This is a genomic window from Sphingomonas sp. Leaf20, from assembly GCF_001421535.1.
In the GTDB taxonomy this organism is placed as follows: Bacteria; Pseudomonadota; Alphaproteobacteria; order Sphingomonadales; family Sphingomonadaceae; genus Sphingomonas.
The window spans coordinates 498,280-519,495 of the sequence record NZ_LMKN01000008.1 but is presented as its reverse complement, the minus strand read 5'-3'; the positions used below and the strand labels follow the sequence as shown (position 1 = coordinate 519,495).

Annotated in this window: 27 protein-coding genes and 2 tRNA genes; 12 read left to right on the top strand and 17 right to left on the bottom strand. The window is 66.5% G+C overall.

The genetic code is table 11. From position 1 onward, the window contains the following. Positions 1-286: 286 nt before the first annotated feature. A complete protein-coding gene (locus tag ASE72_RS10640) occupies positions 287-1,618 on the top strand; it encodes an MFS transporter (RefSeq protein WP_056020633.1) in 1,332 nt (443 codons plus the stop codon). Here ASE72_RS10640 and ASE72_RS20665 read toward each other — a convergent pair. Continuing rightward, positions 1,608-1,772 (bottom strand): hypothetical protein, encoded by a 165-nt coding sequence (locus ASE72_RS20665; protein ID WP_200916233.1) that lies wholly within the window; start codon positions 1,770-1,772, stop codon positions 1,608-1,610. The two genes, ASE72_RS10640 and ASE72_RS20665, sit on opposite strands and share 11 nt — an antisense overlap. 264 nt (positions 1,773-2,036) lie before the next feature. Here ASE72_RS20665 and ASE72_RS10635 point away from each other — a divergent pair, with 264 nt between their 5' ends. Then, positions 2,037-2,567, top strand: coding sequence for a peptidylprolyl isomerase (locus tag ASE72_RS10635; protein ID WP_327196470.1), 531 nt, complete (start codon positions 2,037-2,039; stop codon positions 2,565-2,567). 83 nt (positions 2,568-2,650) lie between these two features. Next, positions 2,651-3,937, top strand: a complete 1,287-nt coding sequence (locus tag ASE72_RS10630) for a methyl-accepting chemotaxis protein (RefSeq protein ID WP_235532322.1) — start codon at positions 2,651-2,653, stop codon at positions 3,935-3,937. Positions 3,938-3,987: 50 nt separating this feature from the next. On the opposite strand, the gene ASE72_RS10625 is transcribed toward ASE72_RS10630, so the two are convergent. Together ASE72_RS10625 and ASE72_RS10620 are read right to left on the bottom strand one after the other, a co-directional pair. Beyond that, positions 3,988-4,063, bottom strand: a tRNA-Ala gene (locus ASE72_RS10625). Between the two features lie 82 nt (positions 4,064-4,145). Beyond that, entirely contained in the window at positions 4,146-4,472 is a 327-nt protein-coding gene (locus tag ASE72_RS10620; RefSeq protein WP_031395784.1) for a TIGR02300 family protein, read from the bottom strand. 98 nt (positions 4,473-4,570) lie between these two features. Between ASE72_RS10620 and aroA the strand changes: the two genes are divergently transcribed. Beyond that, positions 4,571-5,905 carry a 3-phosphoshikimate 1-carboxyvinyltransferase gene (aroA, locus tag ASE72_RS10615; protein WP_056020627.1) on the top strand — a complete coding sequence of 445 codons (1,335 nt, stop codon included), beginning with the start codon at positions 4,571-4,573 and terminating at the stop codon, positions 5,903-5,905. Between the two features lies 1 nt (position 5,906). After that, positions 5,907-6,542, top strand: coding sequence for a (d)CMP kinase (gene cmk, locus ASE72_RS10610; protein WP_056020625.1), 636 nt, complete (start codon positions 5,907-5,909; stop codon positions 6,540-6,542). Positions 6,543-6,665: 123 nt separating this feature from the next. On the opposite strand, the gene ASE72_RS10605 is transcribed toward cmk, so the two are convergent. Then, complete coding sequence (locus ASE72_RS10605) at positions 6,666-6,923, bottom strand: SemiSWEET family transporter (RefSeq protein WP_031441625.1); 258 nt, start codon at positions 6,921-6,923, stop codon at positions 6,666-6,668. A gap of 295 nt (positions 6,924-7,218) precedes the next feature. On the opposite strand from ASE72_RS10605, the gene rpsA reads away from it, so the two are divergent. The 5 genes from rpsA to ASE72_RS10580 all read left to right on the top strand — a co-directional run bounded on the left by rpsA (position 7,219) and on the right by ASE72_RS10580 (position 11,418). After that, positions 7,219-8,937, top strand: a complete 1,719-nt coding sequence (gene rpsA, locus ASE72_RS10600) for a 30S ribosomal protein S1 (RefSeq protein ID WP_056020622.1) — start codon at positions 7,219-7,221, stop codon at positions 8,935-8,937. 132 nt (positions 8,938-9,069) lie between these two features. Then, the gene (locus ASE72_RS10595; RefSeq protein ID WP_056020619.1) at positions 9,070-9,351 is read left to right on the top strand and encodes an integration host factor subunit beta; all 282 of its coding nucleotides are present in this window, start codon (positions 9,070-9,072) and stop codon (positions 9,349-9,351) included. Positions 9,352-9,449: 98 nt separating this feature from the next. After that, a tRNA-Leu gene (locus tag ASE72_RS10590) sits at positions 9,450-9,533 on the top strand. Between the two features lie 2 nt (positions 9,534-9,535). Beyond that, the gene (locus ASE72_RS10585) at positions 9,536-10,987 is read left to right on the top strand and encodes an ABC transporter substrate-binding protein (RefSeq protein ID WP_056020616.1); all 1,452 of its coding nucleotides are present in this window, start codon (positions 9,536-9,538) and stop codon (positions 10,985-10,987) included. A gap of 5 nt (positions 10,988-10,992) precedes the next feature. After that, the gene (locus ASE72_RS10580; RefSeq protein ID WP_056020613.1) at positions 10,993-11,418 is read left to right on the top strand and encodes a DUF4112 domain-containing protein; all 426 of its coding nucleotides are present in this window, start codon (positions 10,993-10,995) and stop codon (positions 11,416-11,418) included. Positions 11,419-11,435: 17 nt separating this feature from the next. Here ASE72_RS10580 and ASE72_RS10575 read toward each other — a convergent pair whose 3' ends face one another. The 3 genes from ASE72_RS10575 to nadC form a co-directional block, all read right to left on the bottom strand. Next, complete coding sequence (locus ASE72_RS10575; protein WP_443024759.1) at positions 11,436-12,164, bottom strand: ribonuclease T2 family protein; 729 nt, start codon at positions 12,162-12,164, stop codon at positions 11,436-11,438. Further along, complete coding sequence (locus ASE72_RS10570; protein ID WP_156350379.1) at positions 12,161-12,592, bottom strand: hypothetical protein; 432 nt, start codon at positions 12,590-12,592, stop codon at positions 12,161-12,163. Before ASE72_RS10570 ends, ASE72_RS10575 begins: the two co-directional genes overlap by 4 nt. A gap of 90 nt (positions 12,593-12,682) precedes the next feature. Beyond that, positions 12,683-13,525: a carboxylating nicotinate-nucleotide diphosphorylase gene (nadC, locus tag ASE72_RS10565; protein WP_056020607.1), complete on the bottom strand. Its 843-nt coding sequence runs from the start codon at positions 13,523-13,525 to the stop codon at positions 12,683-12,685. A 143-nt stretch (positions 13,526-13,668) separates the two neighbouring features. Here nadC and ASE72_RS20260 point away from each other — a divergent pair, with 143 nt between their 5' ends. Continuing rightward, on the top strand, positions 13,669-13,824 hold the full coding sequence (locus tag ASE72_RS20260) for a hypothetical protein (protein ID WP_156350377.1): 156 nt from the start codon (positions 13,669-13,671) through the stop codon (positions 13,822-13,824). On the opposite strand, the gene nadA is transcribed toward ASE72_RS20260, so the two are convergent. From nadA to ASE72_RS10535, 6 genes are all read right to left on the bottom strand, one after another. Further along, on the bottom strand, positions 13,825-14,823 hold the full coding sequence (nadA, locus tag ASE72_RS10560) for a quinolinate synthase NadA (protein WP_056020604.1): 999 nt from the start codon (positions 14,821-14,823) through the stop codon (positions 13,825-13,827). 14 nt (positions 14,824-14,837) lie between these two features. Next, complete coding sequence (locus ASE72_RS10555; RefSeq protein ID WP_056020601.1) at positions 14,838-15,581, bottom strand: DUF4230 domain-containing protein; 744 nt, start codon at positions 15,579-15,581, stop codon at positions 14,838-14,840. Beyond that, positions 15,563-16,420, bottom strand: a complete 858-nt coding sequence (locus ASE72_RS10550; RefSeq protein WP_056020599.1) for an MBL fold metallo-hydrolase — start codon at positions 16,418-16,420, stop codon at positions 15,563-15,565. The genes ASE72_RS10555 and ASE72_RS10550 overlap by 19 nt, the downstream gene beginning before the upstream one ends. Before the next feature lie 259 nt (positions 16,421-16,679). Next, positions 16,680-17,006 carry a Grx4 family monothiol glutaredoxin gene (gene grxD, locus ASE72_RS10545; RefSeq protein ID WP_056020597.1) on the bottom strand — a complete coding sequence of 109 codons (327 nt, stop codon included), beginning with the start codon at positions 17,004-17,006 and terminating at the stop codon, positions 16,680-16,682. A 10-nt stretch (positions 17,007-17,016) separates the two neighbouring features. Next, positions 17,017-17,247: a BolA/IbaG family iron-sulfur metabolism protein gene (locus tag ASE72_RS10540; RefSeq protein ID WP_056020594.1), complete on the bottom strand. Its 231-nt coding sequence runs from the start codon at positions 17,245-17,247 to the stop codon at positions 17,017-17,019. 4 nt (positions 17,248-17,251) lie between these two features. Beyond that, positions 17,252-17,575 (bottom strand): DUF1476 domain-containing protein, encoded by a 324-nt coding sequence (locus tag ASE72_RS10535; RefSeq protein WP_056020591.1) that lies wholly within the window; start codon positions 17,573-17,575, stop codon positions 17,252-17,254. Between the two features lie 138 nt (positions 17,576-17,713). Between ASE72_RS10535 and ASE72_RS20255 the strand changes: the two genes are divergently transcribed. Next, positions 17,714-17,908: a hypothetical protein gene (locus ASE72_RS20255; RefSeq protein WP_156350375.1), complete on the top strand. Its 195-nt coding sequence runs from the start codon at positions 17,714-17,716 to the stop codon at positions 17,906-17,908. Between the two features lie 26 nt (positions 17,909-17,934). On the opposite strand, the gene ASE72_RS10530 is transcribed toward ASE72_RS20255, so the two are convergent. Genes ASE72_RS10530 through leuC form a run of 4 tightly spaced genes read right to left on the bottom strand, consistent with a single transcriptional unit; the run spans position 17,935 to position 21,125 of the window. Beyond that, a complete protein-coding gene (locus ASE72_RS10530) occupies positions 17,935-18,936 on the bottom strand; it encodes an NADPH:quinone oxidoreductase family protein (protein WP_200916231.1) in 1,002 nt (333 codons plus the stop codon). Continuing rightward, positions 18,899-19,528: a 3-isopropylmalate dehydratase small subunit gene (gene leuD, locus ASE72_RS10525; RefSeq protein ID WP_056020588.1), complete on the bottom strand. Its 630-nt coding sequence runs from the start codon at positions 19,526-19,528 to the stop codon at positions 18,899-18,901. The genes ASE72_RS10530 and leuD overlap by 38 nt, the downstream gene beginning before the upstream one ends. Beyond that, positions 19,525-19,689, bottom strand: a complete 165-nt coding sequence (locus ASE72_RS20250; RefSeq protein WP_156350373.1) for a hypothetical protein — start codon at positions 19,687-19,689, stop codon at positions 19,525-19,527. The genes leuD and ASE72_RS20250 overlap by 4 nt, the downstream gene beginning before the upstream one ends. Continuing rightward, entirely contained in the window at positions 19,686-21,125 is a 1,440-nt protein-coding gene (leuC, locus tag ASE72_RS10520; protein WP_056020585.1) for a 3-isopropylmalate dehydratase large subunit, read from the bottom strand. The genes ASE72_RS20250 and leuC overlap by 4 nt, the downstream gene beginning before the upstream one ends. Positions 21,126-21,216: the final 91 nt, after the last annotated feature.

The window sequence follows — 21,216 nt, the reverse complement described above, 5'->3', positions numbered from 1 at the left end:
TGCCGTCGGCGAAACCGGGTTTTGCGGATCGGGCACGCGTACCGGTCTCCGGAAGGGCAAACCGGGGCATGCCGGCGCCCGTGGAACCGCGGCTGCCCCCCTGTTGTCGGTACCGTTCGGTGGCTCATGGGGGTGACGGCGAGCCGGGACGACCACCCGTCCAGCGCGCCACCGCCTTCAACGCCCGGCGCGTGCGAGAACCGATCCGCCCTAAGCCATTGGCGTGCCGGACCCGCTAGGCTAAGGCCGCTTACCTTTTGTTGCCACGATCAGGACTATTCTTCGCATGCGCAACGCACTCGGGTTGCTGAAGCAACGACGCTTCCTGCCCCTGTTCACGACTCAGTTCCTGGGCGCCTTCAACGATAATCTCTTCAAGACGTCGATGGTGTTGTTCGCGACCTACGCGATCTTCAACGATCCGCGGATGGAGGCGAATTTCAACGCGCTGGCGACCGGGATTGCGATCCTTCCCTTTTTCCTGTTGTCCGCACTCGCGGGGCAGCTGGCGGACAGCCACGACAAGGCGCGGATCATCCGACTCGTGAAGAGCGCGGAGATCGGTATCATGGCGCTTGGCGCGACCGGCCTGCTGGTCGCGCGCAGCGGGCATTCGACGATCGGGCTCGGGCTGATGCTGGGCGCGGTGCTGTGCCTCGGCGTCCATTCGACGTTCTTCGGGCCGATCAAATACGCGATCCTGCCGCAGCATCTGCCGCCGTGCGACGTGCTCGGCGGTACCGGGCTGGTCGAGGCGGGCACCTATCTGGCGATCCTGATGGGGACGATCACCGCCGGATTCATGACCGAACATATCGAGCGGGCGGCAATCGCGGTGCTCGCGATCGCGGTGATCGGCTGGTTCGCGGGGCGCGAGGTTCCGCCGGCACCGCGCGAGGGCCCGCCGCTCGTCCTCAACTACAATCCCTTCACCGCGTCGTGGCGATTGATCAGCGCGACGATGCACATCCCGCGGCTGTTCCTCGCGATCTGCGCGATCAGCTTTTTCTGGACGATCGGTGCGGTGCTGATCGTGGTGTTCCCGCCGCTGGTGAAGAACGTCCTGACCGCGGACGAGCGCGTCGCCAGCTTCGTGATCGCGGTGTTTTCGGTCGGGGTCGCGATCGGCTCGGTGGTGATCAACACGATGCTGAAGGGGCGCATCTCGGCGAAGTTCTCGCCCGCCTCGGTGATCGCGATGGGGGGCTTCGTCGTCCTGTTCTCGATCCTCGTCCGGACCTGGCACCCTGCCGCCCCCGGCCATTATTACGACTGGACCGAGTTCCTCGCACAGCCCGCCGCCTGGCCCGTGCTCGGCTCGCTGATGATGATCGCGATCACCGGCGGCATGTTCGTGGTGCCGCTCTACGCGTTCCTCACGACCACGGTGGAAAAGGATCAGACCGCGCGCACGGTGGCGGCGAACAACGTCGTCAATTCGGGCGCGATGACGATCGGCTCGATCGCGGTGATCGGCATCACCATGATGGGCGTGACGCCCGAGGACATGCTGTTCCTCGTCGCGGCGATGTGCCTCGTGTCCGCCTGGATCGCGCAGAAACTCCACCGCGCCTGCGACGAGCCGACCGACGGCTGTCTTCCGTCGATCAGAAAATGAAGCTGTAGAAACAGGTGAAGAACGCGACGAAGCTCAGCGCGAACAGCTTGATGTCCTGATCGTCGTTCTTCGCGACCGGTACGACCGGCGGCGGCAGGGTGCGACGAAAGGGATGGCGCGCGGCTTCGTTGGTAAGGACAAGGCGTCTGGTCATGATAGAGCGTTAACGCGGCGTTTACTTTTTGGACCAGCGGCAAAACCGTCCCATTTCGCGCTGTCCGCGAATGGGACACATTTCGGGAGGTCGTCGATGCGGCTTGGATACGGATTTCTGACGGTACTGGCCGTCATCACGCCACTGCACGCACAGACGGCACCGCCGCCGCCCGTCGCCCCGCCCCCGATCGCGGGCCCTTCCGCCCCCCTATCCGCCCCCCCATCAGCTCCGGCCGATCCCGCCGCCCCCAGGCCGGCGACCGTGACGGTACGCCTCCAGACGAGCGAGGGCGCGCTCGTGCTCGAGCTCGAGAAACAGCGTGCCCCGATCACCACCGCCAACTTCCTGCGCTATGTCGACGCGAAGCGGCTCGACAACACGACCTTCTACCGGGCGATGAACCTCGGACCCGACACCGGGCTTATTCAAGGCGGGATCAAGGGGGACGGTGCACGCGCGTTTCCGCCGATCGCGCATGAGCCGACCAGCAAGACCGGCATCCTTCACACCGACGCGACGATCTCGCTCGCGCGTCTGGCGCCGGGTACCGGCCGTGCGGATTTCTTCATCACCGTCGGCGCCGTCCCGTTCCTCGACGCGCACCCCGATCAGCCCGGCGACAATAGCGGCTATGCCGCGTTCGGCCATGTCGTCGAGGGGATGGACATCGTCCGTCGCATCCTCGCCGCGCCGACCTCGCCCACCGCTGGCGAAGGCGCGATGAAGGGGCAGATGATCGCCGCGCCGATCCGCATCCTGACGGCGCGGCGGATCGACCCGGCACGGCGCTGAACGGGCGCAAACGCACGCGCAAAATTCGGCATTAATTCTGGTTAAGTAACAGAGTTACAACCATTTTGGGCGATCTCGGGTGGATGCAGATCCAGTCGGCGTCCGTTCTCTCCCATACCCTCCAGACGCTTCGTGGCGAGGAAGCGGATCGGTCGGACGACGCCCAGGCGCTGCTCGGGATCGCGCTGGCGGCAATGACCGACGGCATCGTCATCTTCGATCGCGACGAGCGCATTGCGGCGATCAATCCCCGCGTCGCCGCGCTGTTTCGCATCGCGTGCGACCGCGTCCGCCCGGGCATGGACCTTTCCACCTATCTCGGGATCGTCGGCGAAGCGGTCGGATGGCCCGCCGCACGAACCGCGGCGGTCATCGAGAATCATCGGCTCTGGTGGTCCAGCGAGTCGACCTACGGGGTCGATCACCATTTCGACGACGGCATGATCCTGCAGATCGCCTTCACGCCGCTCTACGATGGCCGGGCGGTCATCACCTACCGCGACATCAGCGTCGAGCGGCGGCTCGCAGACGCCGTCGCGGCGCAGACCGCGCAAGCCGACCGGTTCCGCCAGACGATCGCCACCGTCGTCGCACAGACCGACGCGGCGGCGGCCGAGGGTCAGGCGATGGGCCGGGCGGGCGAGTCCGAACTCGAACTCATCGTCCGCGACCTGGGCGAGGTCGTGATCGCGGCGCAACAGTCGACCGCGGCGATGCAGGATGCGGCGCATACCTCCGCGCTCATGGCGGGGATGATCGATACCGTCGTCGACCAGATCCATCATACCAGCACGGCGGCGAGCGGTGCGATGGCGCATGCGGATGAAACCGTCCATCTGACGCAGGGCCTGTCGGACCATGCCGCGTCGATCGGCTCCATCCTCGACGTCATCAGAGGCATCGCGAAACAGACCGGGCTGCTCGCGCTCAATGCCGCGATCGAGGCCGCGCGCAGCGGCGAGGCGGGACGCGGGTTCGCCGTCGTCGCGACCGAGGTGAAGGCGCTCGCGACGCAGACGTCTGCGGCAGTGGCCCGGATCGGACCGCAGATCGCAGCGATGCAGGCGGCCACGGGCGACGTGGTCGCGGCGAATCGGGCGATCGCGCGCGACATTGCCGATATCCAGCAGCGTGCGGTCGTCGTCACCGACACCGCCCGCGATCAACATGATCGGATCCTGGCGATCAGCGCGGCGATCGACGAAACCGCCCTCACCGCGCGTGCGATGACCGAGGGCGTCGAACAGCTCGCCAGTCGCAACCGGCGGTTCAACACCACGGCGATGCAAATTCGCAGGAATCTGGAATCGGTCCACCTGCTGACGCACGATCTCAGCGTCGCGACCGAAAGCTTTCAGGCGACCTATTGAGCGTGAAGGTAGCGGGGATACCCAGAGGCCACATCGCGGTCCGGCGGAAATGGTGGAGCCGAGGGGGATCGAACCCCTGACCTTTCGCATGCCATGCGAACGCTCTCCCAGCTGAGCTACGGCCCCATTCCCGTTGGGAGGCGGGTCACTAACCGGACCCGCCCGGGTTGGCAAGCGGCGTAAACACCGCTCGCCAAATTTCTTTCGATTAGCGCTCGTGCTCGTCCTGCGGCGTCTCGACGCCGAGGTCGTCGTCGCCGCCCAGATCGACTTCGTCGTCCGCGGACGGCTCCTCGTCCTCGCCGGTGATCGAGGCGATATCCTCTTCCTCGTCACCCTCGAGATCCGCGTCGGGCTTCTTGGTGTCGGGCTTGGCGACCTCGAACGGCAGCGGCTGCTTCGACTTCAGGATGGGCTCGGGCTCCCACGCATAGCCGCATTCGATGCAGGTCACGGGGTCGGCTTTTTCGAGGTCGTAGAAACGCGTCGCGCATTTCGGGCACGAACGCTTCGTGCCCCATTCCGGCTTGATCATGCCGATAGAACCTTTCGAATGGATAGATTGTGGGGGATGCCCCCGCAAAGTGGGCGCGCCTTGCCATAGCGCAAGGCCACTGTCAAAAGCCCGGCCCGATGACACACCCCCTCCCCCAGCCTCTCGACGTGGTCGCGCGCGGTCCGCTGACCGGTTCGATCGCGGTTCCCGGCGACAAGTCGATCAGCCACCGCGCGCTGATGTTCGCGAGCCTCGCGGTCGGCACCAGCCGGATCACCGGGCTGCTCGAGGGGGAGGACGTGCTCGCCACCGCGGCGGCGATGCGCGCGATGGGCGCGACGATCGCGCGGCAGGACGACGGCATCTGGGTCGTCGACGGCGTCGGCGTCGGCGGACTGCTCCAGCCCGAGACCGCGCTCGAGATGGGGAATTCGGGCACCTCGACGCGGTTGCTGATGGGGCTGGTGTCGAGCCATCCGATCACCTGCACCTTTACCGGCGACGCCTCGCTGTCGGGACGGCCGATGGGCCGCGTGATCGAGCCGCTGTCGCAGATGGGCGCGGACATCACCGCGTCGCCCGGCGGCACGCTGCCGCTGATGGTGCGCGGGATCTGCCCCGCGGTGCCGATCAGCTACACGCTGCCGGTCGCGTCGGCACAGGTGAAGTCGGCGATCCTGCTGGCGGGGCTCAACACGCCCGGCATCACCACGGTCATCGAGCCGGTCGCGACGCGCGATCACAGCGAGCGGATGCTGACCGGGTTCGGCGCTAAGCTGACCGTCGAGGAGACCGAGGCGGGCCGCGTGATCTCGATCACCGGGGAAGCGGAGCTGACCCCGCAGGATATCGTCGTGCCGGGCGATCCGTCGTCCTCGGCGTTCTGGCTGGTCGCGGCGTCGATCGTGCCGGGGTCGGATATCGTTGTGCGCAATGTCGGGCTGAACCCGACGCGGATCGGCATCGTCACCGCGTTGCGCATGATGGGCGCCGACATCACCGAACTCGACCCGCGGACCGTCGGCGGCGAGCCCGTCGCCGACCTGCGCGTACGCCACGCACCCCTGACCGCGATCGAGGTGCCCGCCGATCTGGCGCCGAGTATGATCGACGAATATCCGGTGCTGTTCGTCGCCGCGGCGTTTGCGACCGGCACGACGGTCGCGCGCGGCGCGCACGAATTGCGCGTGAAGGAATCGGACCGGATCACGACGATGCGGATCGCGCTCGAGGCGTGCGGCGTGGTGTGCGAGGAATATGAGGACGGGATGGCGATCACCGGATCCGGCGGCGCGGCGATTCGCGGTGGCGCTCGGGTGGCCTCGAAACTCGATCACCGCATCGCAATGAGCATGGTGGTGGCTGGACTTGGCGCCTGCGAGCCCGTCACGATCGACGATGTATCGCCGGTGGCGACGAGCTATCCCGTGTTCTTCCGGTCGCTCGACGCGCTTACCGGCCAGGGGAATTAAGATGATCATCGCAGTCGACGGCCCGGCGGCATCGGGCAAGGGCACGATCGCGCGCGCATTGGCCAGGCATTACAAACTTCCCTATCTCGACACCGGGCTGCTGTACCGCGCGGTCGCGTTGAACGTGGCGCGGATGGGGCTCGATCCGGAGACCGAGGCGGACGCGGTCGCCGCATGCGATTTCGACGATGCGATGATGAGCGATCCGGCGCTGCGCGACGACGATATCGGCGCGCTGGCCTCGATCGTGTCGGCGCATCCGCTGGTCCGCGCGGCGCTGATGCAGCGACAGAAGCGGTTCGCGGCACAGGAGGGGGGCGCGATCCTCGACGGGCGTGACATCGGCACGGTGATCGCGCCCGATGCGGACGCCAAGCTGTTCGTGAAGGCGACCCCCAACATCCGCGCGCAGCGGCGGCATGCCGAGCTGCAGGCGCGTGGCGGGACCGCGAGCAAGGATCGCGTGCTGGCGGACATCCGGGCCAGGGATGCGCGCGACAGCGGCCGCTCGACCGCGCCGCTGGTCATGGCGGACGACGCCGCGTTGCTCGATACGAGCTTCCTGTCGATCGAGGCCTCGGTGCAGCGCGCGGTTGCGCTGGTCGAGGCGCAGCGGGCGAGGAAGGCGGCGGTTTAGGCCCTTCCGCTTCCCGCCCCCCTTCCGTCATCCTGACGAAAGTCAGGATCCAGGGTAACGAAGGGCGAGCTATGCGGCTCTGGGTCCTGACTTTCGTCAGGATGACGGGGGAAGCCAGCGCGCCTACAGCGCCGTCGCGAGCGTGATCGCGCCCAGCACCACGCCCGGGAAGTTCGCCACCGCGATCGGCCAGTCGCGCTTCGGCTTCAGCACGCCATACGCCACCCAGAGCCCGCAATTGACCATGGTCGCGAACGGCTGGACCACCGATCCCTTCTGCCCGGCGAGGTTCAGCATGATCTGGTCGATATACGACAGATACATCACGATCGCCGTCGCCGTGGCGATCCAGCCCAGCACGAGAATGCCGCGTTCGCTCAAATCTTCGCTCCTGTTGTGAGCAGCCCCCAACGCAGCGCCCGGCGACTTGCTCCCGGGGCAGCGAACTTGCCCCGGAGCGCGGTTTGCGCTACTGCAATGCGTCCGGCGAGCGATGCTCGTGGAGGAAGGCGCGGAGACCTCTGAGTCTCACGCGCCGTTTTCGCATGCAGCGTCTACGTCCTCCGCACCTCGTGCCGTCCGGATGCCGCGCCGACGTTCGGTCGTCGCGGCAACGAAGGCCAAGACCAGCGGACCCAACCGCTTGGCCGGAAACAGACTAGGATTACTGAATTCTATGGCAACCCAGGTAATGCCGACCCGCGACGATTTCGCGGCGATGCTGAACGAAACGCTCGGCGACGCCGACAGCTTCGAGGGCCGCGTGGTGCATGGCACCGTGACCGGCATCGAGAACGACATGGCCGTCATCGACGTCGGTCTGAAGTCGGAAGGCCGCGTGCCGCTTCGCGAATTCGCAGCGCCGGGCCAGAAGGCTGACCTCAAGGTCGGCGACGAAGTCGAAGTCTATGTCGACCGCGTCGAGAACGTCCACGGCGAAGCGATGCTCAGCCGCGATCGCGCCCGCCGCGAAGCCGCATGGGACAAGCTGGAAACCGAATTCTCGAAGACGACCCGCGTCGAGGGCGTGATCTTCGGCCGCGTGAAGGGTGGCTTCACCGTCGACCTGAACGGCGCCGTGGCGTTCCTGCCGGGCTCGCAGGTTGATATCCGCCCCGTGCGCGACGTCACCCCGCTGATGGACATCCCCCAGCCGTTCCAGATCCTGAAGATGGACCGCAAGCGCGGCAACATCGTCGTGTCGCGTCGCGCCGTTCTCGAAGAGACGCGCGCAGAGCAGCGTTCGGGCCTGATCCTGAGCCTCGCCGAGGGCCAGATCATCGACGGCGTCGTCAAGAACATCACCGATTACGGTGCGTTCGTTGATCTCGGCGGCATCGATGGCCTGCTGCACGTCACCGATCTCAGCTACAAGCGCGTCGGTCACCCGAGCGAAGTTCTGAACATCGGCGACACCGTCAAGGTGCAGATCATCCGCATCAACAAGGACACCCAGCGCATCAGCCTCGGCATGAAGCAGCTGGAGAGCGATCCCTGGGATGGCGCGATGGTCAAGTATCCGGTCGGCGCAAAGCTCACCGGCCGCGTCACGAACATCACCGAATATGGTGCGTTCGTCGAGCTGGAAGCGGGCATCGAAGGCCTGGTCCACGTGTCGGAAATGTCCTGGACCAAGAAGAACGTCCATCCGGGCAAGATCGTGTCGACCTCGCAGGAAATCGACGTCATGGTCCTCGAAGTCGACTCCGAGAAGCGTCGCATCTCGCTCGGCCTCAAGCAGGCTCAGGCCAATCCTTGGGAGGCGTTCGCTGCCGCGCATCCGATCGGTTCGACCGTTGAAGGCGAAGTCAAGAACGCGACCGAATTCGGTCTGTTCATCGGCCTCGACAACGACGTCGACGGCATGGTCCACATGTCCGACATCGCCTGGGGCGTTTCGGGCGAGGACGCGCTCAACCTGCATCGCAAGGGTGAGACCGTCGAGGCCGTCGTGCTCGACATCGACGCCGAGAAGGAGCGTATCTCGCTCGGCATGAAGCAGCTCGAGCGCGGCGGGCCTTCGGCCGGCGGCATCGCAGCAGCAGGCGACAAGCTTAACAAGAACGCGATCGTCACGGTCACCGTTCTCGAAGTCCGCGACGCGGGCCTCGAAGTTCAGCAGGGCGACGATGGCGCGACCGGCTTCATCAAGCGCACGGATCTGGGTCGCGATCGCGACGAGCAGCGTCCGGAGCGTTTCCAGGTCGGCCAGAAGTTCGACGCGATGGTGACGGGCTTCGATCGTTCGAAGAAGCCGACCTTCTCGATCAAGGCGATGCAGATCTCGGAAGAGAAGCAGGCTGTGGCGCAGTACGGGTCGTCGGACTCGGGCGCGACGCTCGGCAACATCCTGGGCGAGGCTCTCAAGGCCCGCACGGAAGCCGAAAAGAAGTAAGGCAGAAGGGGACCGGGATGCGTTGATGCATTTCGGTCCCTTTTGCTTTTTGACACCAGACCAATTGGTGCTATCGCCCCTTTTACTGACCTAGATCAGTTTTTTGCATTTTATGGGCGGGGGCTCTCGACAATGATACGATCCGAACTGGTCCAGAAACTGACGGATGCACATCCGGACCTCGAAGCACGCGAAGTCGAACTGATCGTTTCGTGCTTTTTCGACGAGATTTCAAAGCGACTCGCTGCCGATGGCCGAGTCGAGCTCCGCGGCTTTGGCGCATTTTCGACGCGCGCACGCGATGCGAGGACGGGGCGCAACCCCCGGACCGGCGAAGTCGTCGAGGTCGGCGCCAAGCGCGTCCCCTATTTCAAGCCCGGCAAGGAAATGCGCTCGCGGCTCAACGTCGACTGATATCGGGACCGCAGGGCGATTCGCCGGACGACGCGGCGCGAATTCGCGTTCGCCATGGGTTGACCCTGCGCGCCGCCTCGTCTTTCTGATATTTGTGTGCGGACGTGGCGAAACCGGTAGACGCAGGAGACTTAAAATCTCCCTCCCCTGGAGTGCGGGTTCGAGTCCCGCCGTCCGCACCACCATGTCCGCGCTGGCCGCGCTCGTCCTGCTCGCGCCGGCGGCGTGCAATCGCCGGCTCGACATCGGCACCGTGGTCGTCAGCGCGATCGGCGAACCGCCGCGCGTGGCAGACGCCAGCCGCACGCCGCTTGGTACGCCCGACCGGCTGCTGATCGACGCGACCGCGCAGGGACTCGTCCGGTTCGACGCCGCGGGTCAGATCGAGCCCGGTCTTGCCGAGCGCTGGATCGTGATCGACGGCGGCATGAGCTACATCTTCCGTCTGCGCGAAGGCCAGTGGGGCGACGGCACGCCGGTGACCGCGAACCAGGTCGTCGGGCTGCTCGACCGCCAGATGGCGCGCGGGTCGCGCAACCCGCTCGCCCCCTTCCTGACCGCGGTGGACGAGATCGTCGTGATGACGCCGCAGGTCATCGAGGTCAGGCTCAACCGGCCGCGCCCCGACCTGCTGAAGCTGTTCGCGCAACCAGAACTCGCGCTGTTGCGCGTGCGTCCGAGCGGCGGCAGTGGACCGTTCCGCGTCGCCGCGTTCGGCACCGCACCGTTGCTGCGCCCCGCCTATGACCCCAATCGCGCCGATCCGGAGGACCAGCGGGAAGAGGAACCCGAGCGCGACGTCCGGCTGATCGGTGAGCGCGCGGCGCGGGCGATCGCGCGCTTTGCCGCGCGCGACTCGGACATGGTGAGCGGCGGCAGCTTTGCCGACTGGCCACTGCTCGCGACGACGGACATCGCGCCGGCTTCGATCCGCGTCGATCCCGCGGTGGGCCTGTTCGGACTCGCGATCATATCCCGCAGCGGCTTCCTCGCGACGCCTGCCAGCCGGTCCGCGCTGGCACAGGCGATCGATCGCGTCGCGCTGACATCCGCGATCGCGCCGAACTGGGAGCCAGCGGATCGCATCCTCCCCGATCCGCTCGATTCGGCGGGGCTGCCGCAGGTCCCCGCCTGGACGCTGCTGACGCAGGACGAGCGCCGCGTCGGCGCACGTCAGCGCGTCGCCGCCTGGGCGAGCGAGAACGGCGGCGCACCGATCCGCCTGCGTATCGCGCTCCCCGCGGGTCCTGGCGCGACCTTGCTCTATGCGCACATCGGCGCGGCGCTCTACGCGATCGGCATCACGCCGGAGCGCGTGCCGATGGACGCCGCCGCCGATCTCAAGCTCGTCGACGCGGTGGCGCCGTATGACAGCGCACGCTGGTACCTCGCGACCGCGTGCGCGCCCTGCGGCGAGGCGGCAAGCGCGGCGGTCGAGGCGGCGCGTCAGGCACCGACGCTCGCGACGCGCAGCCAGCGGATCGCGGAGGCGGATGCGGCGGTCAACGAGGATGTCCCGTTCATCCCGCTCGCGCGGCCACTCCGCTGGTCGCTGGTCGCGGCGCGGCTCGCGCAGTGGCAGGCGAATAGTCGCGCCTGGCACCCGTTGAACCGGCTGCGTACCGACACCAACTGATACATATGACCAACACAGCGTCCCGTTTCGATCCCGCGCAGCTTGCCGCTACGCTTCCGCTGGGCCGCGATCCGGCGGCTGTCCGACAGCGTGTCGAGGCGCTCGAGCGCATCCTCGAACGCGCGTTCATCCTGCCGGGGCTCAACCGTCCCGTCGGGCTCGATTTTATCGTCGGGCTGATCCCGGTGGTCGGCGACCTGATCGCCGCCGCGATGGGCAGCTGGCTCGTCTGGGAGGCGCGCAACCTTGGCCTCTCGAAATTCCAGATCGCGCGGATGATGGGCAATGTCGGCTTCGACGCCGTATTGGGGTTCATCCCGTTCGTCGGCGACGCTGCCGACCTGTATTTTCGCTCGAACACGCGCAATCTGAAGATCATCAAGCGGCATCTCGACAAGCATCATCCGTCGACCGTCACGCTGTCGGGCTGAACCCGGCCCGCGCCGGGTCAGCGGCCGCCGCGCCAGATCTTGATCGCGGTGCCGCTCGTCACACCGCCCGCATGCGCCGGGCAGCGACGATAGCGGAACCGCGTGTCGAGGCAGATCCAGAGCTCGTCGAGCCACCCCTGCCGGGTGGCCGTGACGCGTATCATGCTTGCCTCGAGACCGGGATTGGCGCTGGCCATCGCGCTCGCCAGTCGTCCCGCGGTCATCGGCGTGCGCGACAGCGCGTCCATGTCGGGATAGCGCAGGCGAGCGTAGAGACTGCTCGACTGGCGAAAATAGCGCGCCGGTTGGTATCCCGGCATGCACGTCCCGTGCTTGGCCCATTCGTGCTGGATCAGCTGCGCGGAGGGCGTCGAACAGAGTTGCCGCTTGATGACGGCCTGCGGCACGATCGCCGTCGCGGCGCAATATTGCGGCCAGGTCCTGCCCGCGCCGTCCGGCCACAGGCCGTGAAGCGTGAAGCCGAACCGGTTGCCCGCGCCGCACTGGAATGCCGACCCCGGACGATCGCCATTGTCGCGGCAATATTGCGGCGCCCAGGTAATCGCGAGCGTGTAGCTCGCCACGGGCATGACGCGCGCCGGTTCGCGCTCGGACGGAAGATCGGGACGGACCCGCTCGATCCCGCCGGGGACCGAACAGCTATAGGCCTGTCCGACCGCGACACCGGGCAATCCCGTCGCAAGCGCCAGCGCCGCGCGCAGCATCGTGTTCGAGGCGCGGATCATGCCTCGCGCTCCGCATCATCGACATCGCCCTCATAGTCGTCGTCGCGGTACGCCATGTCCGCGAACCAGGCGCGTGCGCGCGGGCGGAACAGCAATACGATGGGGATGAGCGTGAGGACGAGCTGGACGATCGTCAGCACGCCATTGAGGCCCGTCGCGAGGATCCCGTTGCTGACCTGCACCGCCACCCCGAGCGCGCCGAGCGCGGTCAGTGCGATCAGCAGCCAGAGCGCGATGCGGCTGGCCTTGCGCGTCGTCAGGATCAGCAGCAGCAACGACAGTCCGATCCCGAACGCGGTCACGCCGCCGGCGAGGATCACGCCGCCCTGCGCAACCGCCGCGTCCCAGGTCAGCACGCTGATGAGGACGAGGATCGCGATCGACGCCAGATAGAGCCGTTCGGCCAGGACCACGGATTTCGGACGCATCTTCACCCTATCGGTTCGTCAAAACTTCGGCCGCACGCTACTCGCTGCGGCACGATACGCAAACGTCAAAGCGGGTCCGGGCGCCGGGGATCAGAGCGGGGCGAAATCGAGGCCGATATCGGCCGCCGGCGCGGACTGGGTGAGCCGCCCGACCGAGACATAGGTGACCCCCGTCTCCGCGATCGCGCGGATCGTCTCCAGCGATACGCCCCCCGATGCCTCGGTCGGCACGCGCCCGTCGACGAGCGCCACCGCACCGCGCAGGATTGCCGGCGGCATGTTGTCGAGCAGGAGATGCGTCGCACCGGCGGACAGCGCAGGCTCGATCTGGTCGACCCGGTCGACCTCGACGATGATCTGCGCGATCCCCGCCGCCCTGGCGCGGCGGACCGCTTCGCCGACATCGCCGGCGACCGCGACATGGTTGTCCTTGATCATCGCCGCGTCCCACAGACCCATGCGGTGGTTCTTCGCGCCGCCCATCCGCGTCGCGTATTTTTCGAGCACGCGCAGCCCGGGAATCGTCTTGCGGGTGTCGAGCAGGATCGCGCCGGTTCCGTGCATCGCCTCGACATAGGCGCGCGTCATCGTCGCGATCCCGGAAAGATGCTGCACGGTGTTCAGCGCCGAGCGCTCCGCGGTGAGCATCGCGCGCGCGCTTCCCTCGAGCCGCATGAGCTGCGTTCCCGCCGGAACCGCCTGCCCGTCCTCGACCAGATGCGTGATCCGCACGTCGCGGTCGAGCGCACGGAAGAACGCGTCGGCGAGGTCGAGCCCCGCGACGACGATCGCGTCGCGGCTGTCCATCACCCCCGCGAACCGCGCCTGCTCGGGGATCACCGCCGCCGACGTGATGTCGCCGACGGTGCCGAGATCTTCTGCCAGCGTTGCCGCCACGAAGGTGGCGATGTCGAAGCCCGACAATTCGGTCATGATCTGATCCTGGTTTCACCGTGCCGATCCCGCGTTTGCCGCACCGCGCGGTCACCGGAAGGGACGGTATTAATCGTACAATAAATAGGGCATATCATGATCCCGGCGCCGGGCGGAATCGACGCTGAACATCAGGAACCGCAATGCCGTCGGATACGCTTACCCAAACCGCGCGACTCGTCTCCCTGCTCACCGAAGCGCTGGCGCTCGCCGACGCGATCGGCCTGCCGCTCGCCGCGATCCATATCGATGAGGCGATCGCCGGCATCACGCAGGCCGACGATCCGCAGCAGGCCTGATCAGTCGCCCGTCACCGTCGCAGGGCCGAGATCGCCCTTGCCGACGGTGTTGGACGCCATCGCCAGCATCGCATCGAGACTCGTCTTCGCACGCAGCCTGAGGCTTTGCTCGATCTCGATCCGCGGCGACAGGTCGCGCAGCGCGACGTACAGCTTTTCCATCGTGTTGAGCGCCATGTACGGGCAGATGTTGCAGTTGCAGTTGCCGTCCGCACCCGGCGCCCCGATGAAGCGCTTGTTCGGCAGCGCCTTCTCCATCTGGTGGATGATGTGCGGCTCGGTCGCGACGATCAGCGTGTCGCCGGGCATCGCGATCGCATAATCGAGAATACCGCGCGTCGAGCCGACATAATCGGCGTGGTCGAGGATGATCGGCGGGCATTCGGGATGCGCGACGATCGGTGCGCCGGGATTGGCGGCCTTGAGCTTGAGCAGTTCGGTCTCGCTGAACGCCTCGTGGACGATGCACACGCCCGGCCACAGCAGCATCTCGCGCCCGGTCTTGCGCACCAGATACCCGCCGAGATTGCGATCGGGACCAAAAATGATCTTCTGGTCCTTGGGCAACTGCGCGAGGATCGTCTCCGCCGACGACGACGTCACGATGATGTCGGACAGCGCCTTCACCTCGGTGGAACAGTTGATGTACGTCAGCGCGATGTGATCGGGGTGCTTGGCGCGGAACGCGGCGAACTGCTCGGGCGGGCAACTGTCCTCGAGGCTGCACCCCGCATCCATGTCGGGCAGCACCACGGTCTTGTCGGGGGACAGGATCTTGGCGGTCTCGGCCATGAAGCGCACGCCGCAGAACGCGATCACGTCCGCGTCGGTCGCCGCCGCCTTGCGCGACAGGTCGAGGCTGTCGCCGACGAAATCGGCGATGTCCTGCAATTCGGGCTTCTGGTAATAATGCGCGAGGATGATCGCGTTCTTCTCCTTGCGGAGGCGTTCGATCTCGGCCCGAATGTCGATGCCCGCAAGGTTTTGCTGAAGTTCCATGGTCGTATCCCGGTTTAGTTGCGGTTCCCTAGCACGTCCTGCAGCGAACGCGACGCATCCCATCGTTCGGAATTCGCGACGGGTTCGTCGGCAAAGCGCACCGTGACGGTCGCGTCGACGCCCGCCGCGCGCAGCGGCATCGCGAAGCTGCGCTCGACCGCACGCCGCGTCGCGTCGCGGGCGAGGCGGATCATCGCCGGCTCGCGCGCCTGGCGCATCAGTTCGACCTGCCCCGCACGACGGTTGGCGGTATCGAGCCGCTTCTCCGCATCGGTGAGCGTCGCGAGCAACCCGCCCGAGCTATATTCGCGCAGCGCGTTCAGATCGACCTGGGGCCCGTCGATCTCGACCGCGGGAAGCCGCACGCCCAGTGTCCGCGTCTCGGCGTTCCACGTGACGTCACGCTGCGTCAGTTTGGCGAGATCGACATCGTACCGCACCATGCCGGGCATGATCAGCGTCTTCTCGGTCGAGAAGCCAAGCTGCGATTGGCGCGAGGTGACGACCGCGACGAACCGCGCGGCAAAGGTCGACAGCCTGTTCTGTTCGCGCAGCCCTTCGAGGCTTGCGCTCGCGATCGTCGTCGGATCCGGCGTGAGCCGACTCTCGACATAACGCTGCACGCCCCAGAGCGCGATCAACGCCGCGAGGGCAAGCAGGACGAGGACGCCTGCCGCCTTCGCGAGGAACGCACCTATGCCCCCACGCTGCCGGACCGGCGCCACGCCGGCTGGCTCGTTCACTCCGCGATCCGCCATGCGCCGCCCTCCCTCGTCTCGTCGACCATCATGCGGCCACGCAGGTCATACAGGTGCGCGAGCACCGAACCCTTGGCCCCCGGTACCAGTTTCGGATCCAGCCCGACATACATCTGCGTGACGAGCTCGCCGACCGTCCGGCCGCGCTCGCGCAGCAGTCGCAGGATCTGCCCCTCGCGCTGCTTGCGGTGCCCGAGCATCCCGCGGACCAGCCGCTGCGGCCGCTCGATCACCTCGCCATGCCCAGGATAATACACCCTGTCGCCGCGCTGCATCAGCAGTTCGAGGCTTCGCATATAGGCGGTCATGTCGCCATCGGGCGGAACGACGACCGTCGTCGACCAGCCCATGACGTGATCGCCCGAGAACAACGCCCCCGTTTCGAGCAGCGCGAAGGCGAGATGGTTGGACGTATGACCCGGCGTCGCGAGCGCCTCGAGCGTCCAGCCCTCACCGCTCACCCGGTCGCCCGTCGCCAGGACGCGATCGGGGCGATACAGCGGATCGAACGCAGCCTCGCCACCGGCCTTGTCCGGGCCGAACGGCGCGGCGCCCACGATCGGCGCGCCGGTCGCGGCCTGAAGCGGCCGCGTCGCAGGACTGTGGTCGCGGTGATGATGCGTGACAACGATCGCGGTGACCCGGCGCCCGGCGATCACGCGCTCGAGCGCGTCGAGATGCGCGGAGTCATCGGGGCCGGGGTCGATCACCGCAACGTCGGCCGTACCGACGATGTGGGTCTGTGTGCCGGTAAAGGTATAGGGCGACGCGTTCGGCGCGAGCACGCGCGTGACAAGCGGCTCGAGCTGGATCGGGATGCCGGTCGGATGCTCAGCCATTGCCAGGAAATGGCGGCTCGGCGCTGTCAAGGCAAGAGGGGCCGTGCGGCGGCGCGCGGGCCTGTGTCGGAAAGCTTTACAGGAGGCCGGGTATCGATCGGCCGGTTAACCATCGTGACGCGCGGAAATCGGTCATCGGTCAGGATTGGCACGGCGCGTGCTAGGATAGTGATGTTACCGAGCGTTCAGCGCTTTGCAGGGTGGACGGCCCGCTATTCCAGTCTCGCGACCGTCCACCCTCACCCGGTATCCGCTGAAATCAGCTGGCCGTCTTCTGCGCCTCGAACAGCTGCTTCAGCTCGCCGCTCTCGTACATTTCCATCATGATGTCGGAGCCGCCGAGAAACTCGCCGTCGACATATAGCTGCGGAATCGTCGGCCAGTCCGAATAGGCCTTGATGCCCTGACGGATTCCCTGGTCCTGCAACACGTCGACCGTCTCGAACTCGACCTCGAGATGGTTGAGAATCGCGATCGCGCGGCTCGAAAAGCCGCATTGCGGGAACAGGGGGCTGCCCTTCATGAACAGCACCACGGGATTGGCCTTAACCAGCGCGTCGATGCGGGCGTTCGTATCGTCGGTCATGTCGTCGTCCTTATGCAATCACGGTCGTAAGTTGGAGCGCATGCAGCGTGCCGCCCATATGGCCGCCCAGTGCATCGTAAACGCTCTTGTGCTGCTTCACCCGGCTTAGCCCGGCAAAGCTGCTGCTGGTCACCTTCGCGGCGTAGTGATCGCCGTCGCCCGCCAGATCGGTAATCTCGACCTGCGCGTCGGGGATCGCTATACGGATCATCGTGCTGATATCATCGGCAGTCATCGGCATCGGGCTACTGAGCCTCCATAAGTTGACGGCGCGCCTCGATCATCTGCTGCGCCAGCGCACGGCGCACCGTCGCTTCGTCGTGATCGAGCCCCGCCGCGGTCATATCTCCAACCAGTTTGCGGACGACGTCGTCATCGCCGCCGCCCTCCAGGTCGGCATGGACGAGCGCGGTCGCATAGGCGTCCGCTTCCTCGCGGGTCAAACGCATCTCGGCCGCAGCCCACTGACCAAGAAGGCGATTCCTGCGCGCGGTGATCCGGAAAGCCATTTCCTCGTCACGCGCGAACTTTGCCTCGAAAGACCGTTCGCGATCGTCAAAGCTCGTCATGGCGGTTGTTTCCCCTGCGGCGTCTCGGCGCTTGAGATAGGTAGCACCCAAGGTGAACGCAATAAATTGGTTCCCGGCTGGAACAAACCCGGTCGATTAACCATATTATGAGACGGTCACGTGACACAGCACACGGACATGGAGAGCATGATGGCAGGATCTCATATTTTGCACGCGTCGGGCCATCGGTCCGTGTCGGCCAGCCTCAGCCCATCCGCTCCGACCTCGAAAAGCCGGCGTGGTCCGCATGCGATGCAGGGCATGTTTTACGGCGTCGTGCTGTCGAGCGTGCTCTGGCTGCTGATCGCACTGCTGGTCATCAGTCTGGTGTGATCCGACACCGGCCTGGCCGGATCGTTCTACCTGCCGACCTCGACGACCAGTTTTCCGATCGCGTTACGCGCCGCCATCTTGGCGATCGCCTTGCCGCCCTCCTCGAACGCAAAGACCTCGGTCACGCGCGGCGCGATCTTCCCATCCTTCCACAACGCGAACAGCGTTTCGATATGCGCCTGGTTCGCCTTTGGATCGCGCGCCGCGAACGCGCCCCAGAACACGCCGCACACATCACAGCTCTTGAGCAGCGTCAGGTTGAGCGGCAGGCGCGGGATGCCCGCGGGGAAGCCCACTACCAGATACCGCCCCTCCCAGGCGATCGAGCGCAACGCCGGCTCGGCATAATCGCCGCCGACGGGATCATAGATGACATCCGCGCCACCCTTGCCGACCGCCGCCTTGAACTGTTCGGCGAGCGCCTTGGACTGGTCCTTGTCGAACGGCGCGCGTGCATAGACCAGCGTCTCGTCCGCGCCCGCGTCCCGCGCTGCGGCGGCTTTTTCATCCGACGAGACGGCCGCGACGACGCGCGCACCGAACGCCTTGCCAAGTTCGATCGCCGCCAGCCCGACGCCGCCGGCCGCGCCCAGCACGAGCAGCGTCTGCCCCGCTGCGATATGCCCGCGGTCGAGCAGCGCGTGGATCGTCGTGCCATAGGTCAGGATCAGCGACGCCCCCTCGGCAAAGCTGCGGCCTTCGGGCAGGCGGTACAGCTTGGCCGGGTCGGCGATGACCTTTTCGCACAGGCCGCCATGGCCGAGCATCGCGATCACGCGATCACCGACCTGCCAGTCCTCGACGCCCTCACCCACCGCATCGATGACGCCGGCGATCTCGCCACCCGGCGCGAACGGGCGTTCGGGCTTGAACTGATATTTGTCCTCGATGATCAGGACGTCGGGAAAGTTGATCGCGCACGCCTTGACCGCGATCACGACCTGTCCCCGACCGGCGACCGGATCGGGTAGTTCGGACAATGTCAGAGTTTCAGGTCCGCCCGGCGCCGTCGACAGCAATGCCCGCATATCCGCTTTTCCTCTCCAGCCAGGGGCGGTGTTCGACCACCGCCTCCTCGAATTTAGAAATCGCGGTATCCCTTGCCAGTGTCAGACCGACTTCGTCCAGCCCCTCGATCAGGCACTGGCGGCGAAAGGGATCGAGTTCGAAGGTGAAACGGTCCTGGAACGGGGTGGTCACGGTCATCGATTCGAGGTCGATCGTCACCGGATCGGTCTTTGCGACCTCGACCAGCCGGTCGACCGCCGCCTGCGGCAGGACGACCGCGACGATGCCGTTCTTGAACGCGTTGCCCGAGAAGATGTCCGAGAAACTGGGCGCGATCACCGCGGTGATGCCCATGTCGGCGAGCGCCCAGGCGGCATGCTCGCGACTCGATCCGCAGCCGAAATTGTCCCCGGCGATCAGGATCGGCGAGCCGGCGAATTCGGGATCGTCGAACAGGTTGCCCGGCTGCGCGCGGATCGTCTCGAACGCGCCGCGCCCAAGCCCCGTGCGCGTGATCGTCTTGAGCCAGTGCGCGGGGATGATGACGTCGGTATCGACGTTCTTCGCCCCCCAGGGATAGGCCCGCCCCGATACCGTCGTGACCGGCCTCATCGCGCGCTGGCCGCCGTTCGTCCGCCGCTGGCCTCCGGGCCGGCCGCAATGCGCGCGGTTTCGCGTCCGAGCGTGCCGGGGACGGTCCGCGCCGCGGCCATGTACGCCGCGACGCCGCTCACCACCGCGCCTGCCATCAGCAGGATCATCACACGCTTCATACTTCGCCCCTCATCAGATCACGCACGTCGCTCAGATGGCCCGTCACCGCTGCCGCGGCGGCCATTGCGGGCGACAGCAGATGCGTTCGCGCACCCGGCCCCTGCCGCCCGACGAAATTTCGGTTGCTCGTCGATGCGCAGCGCTCGCCCGGCGGCACCTTGTCGGGGTTCATCGCGAGGCACATCGAACAGCCCGGTTCGCGCCATTCGAACCCGGCGCTGGTGAAGATCCGGTCGAGCCCCTCGGCCTCGGCCTGCCGCTTGACCAGCCCCGACCCGGGCACGACCAGCGCGCGCACCCCGTCGGCGACGTGGCGGCCATTGGCGATCGTCGCTGCCGCGCGCAGATCCTCGATCCGGCTGTTCGTGCAGCTGCCGATGAAGACGTGCTGGATGCTGACGTTCTGCATCGCCGTCCCCGGCGTCAGTCCCATATATTCGAGCGACTTGCGCGCCGCCGCCTGCTTCGACGGGTCGGCGAAGCTCATCGGATCGGGGACATGGCCGGTGATCGGCACGACGTCCTCGGGGCTCGTCCCCCAGGTCAGCCCGGGCGCGATGTCGCTCGCCTGCAAGATGACCGAGGCGTCGTAGCGTGCGGACGGATCGCTCGGCAGCGTACGCCACCAGGCCAGCGCGCGCTCCCACGCCTCACCCGACGGCGCCATCGGCCGCCCCTTGATATAGGCAAACGTCGTCTCGTCGGGCGCGACGAGGCCAGCACGCGCGCCCGCCTCGATCGACATGTTCGCGACCGTCAGGCGCCCCTCGATCGACATCGCGCGGATCACGTCGCCGGTATATTCGAGGACATGCCCGGTCCCGCCCGCCGCACCCAGCCGGCCGACGATCGCGAGGATCACGTCCTTGGGGCTGACGCCGAACCCGAGCACGCCGTCGACGCGGACCTCCATCGTCTTGGACTGGCTCAGCAACAGCGTCTGTGTGGCGAGGACATGCTCGACCTCGCTCGTCCCGATCCCGAACGCCAGCGCGCCGAGCGCACCATGTGCCGACGTATGGCTGTCGCCGCACACCAGCGTCGAGCCAGGCAGCGTAAAACCGAGCTCGGGGCCGACGACATGGACGATCCCCTGCTCCGCCGCGGTCGCGTCGATATAGTCGATGCCGAACTCGGTCGTGTTCCGACGCAGCGCATCGAGCTGCTGCGCGCTTTCGGGGTCGGCGATCGGCAGCGGCACCCCCGCGGCATCGACCCGCGCCGTCGTCGGCAAATTGTGATCGGGCACCGCGAGCGTCAGGTCGGGCCGCCGCACGCGTCGGCCGGCGACGCGCAGCCCTTCGAACGCCTGCGGACTGGTCACCTCATGGACGAGATGACGGTCTATATAGATCAGGCACGTACCGTCGTCGCGACGCTCGACGACATGCGATGCCCAGATTTTTTCGTACAATGTTTGCGGACGGGAAGCCATGACGCCTCCGTTAACCGATAATAGCTGCCGAGCAAACGCTTGCGGCAATTTTCATGCGTCAATTGGACCGGTCGTGCTTCTTGAACGGTGA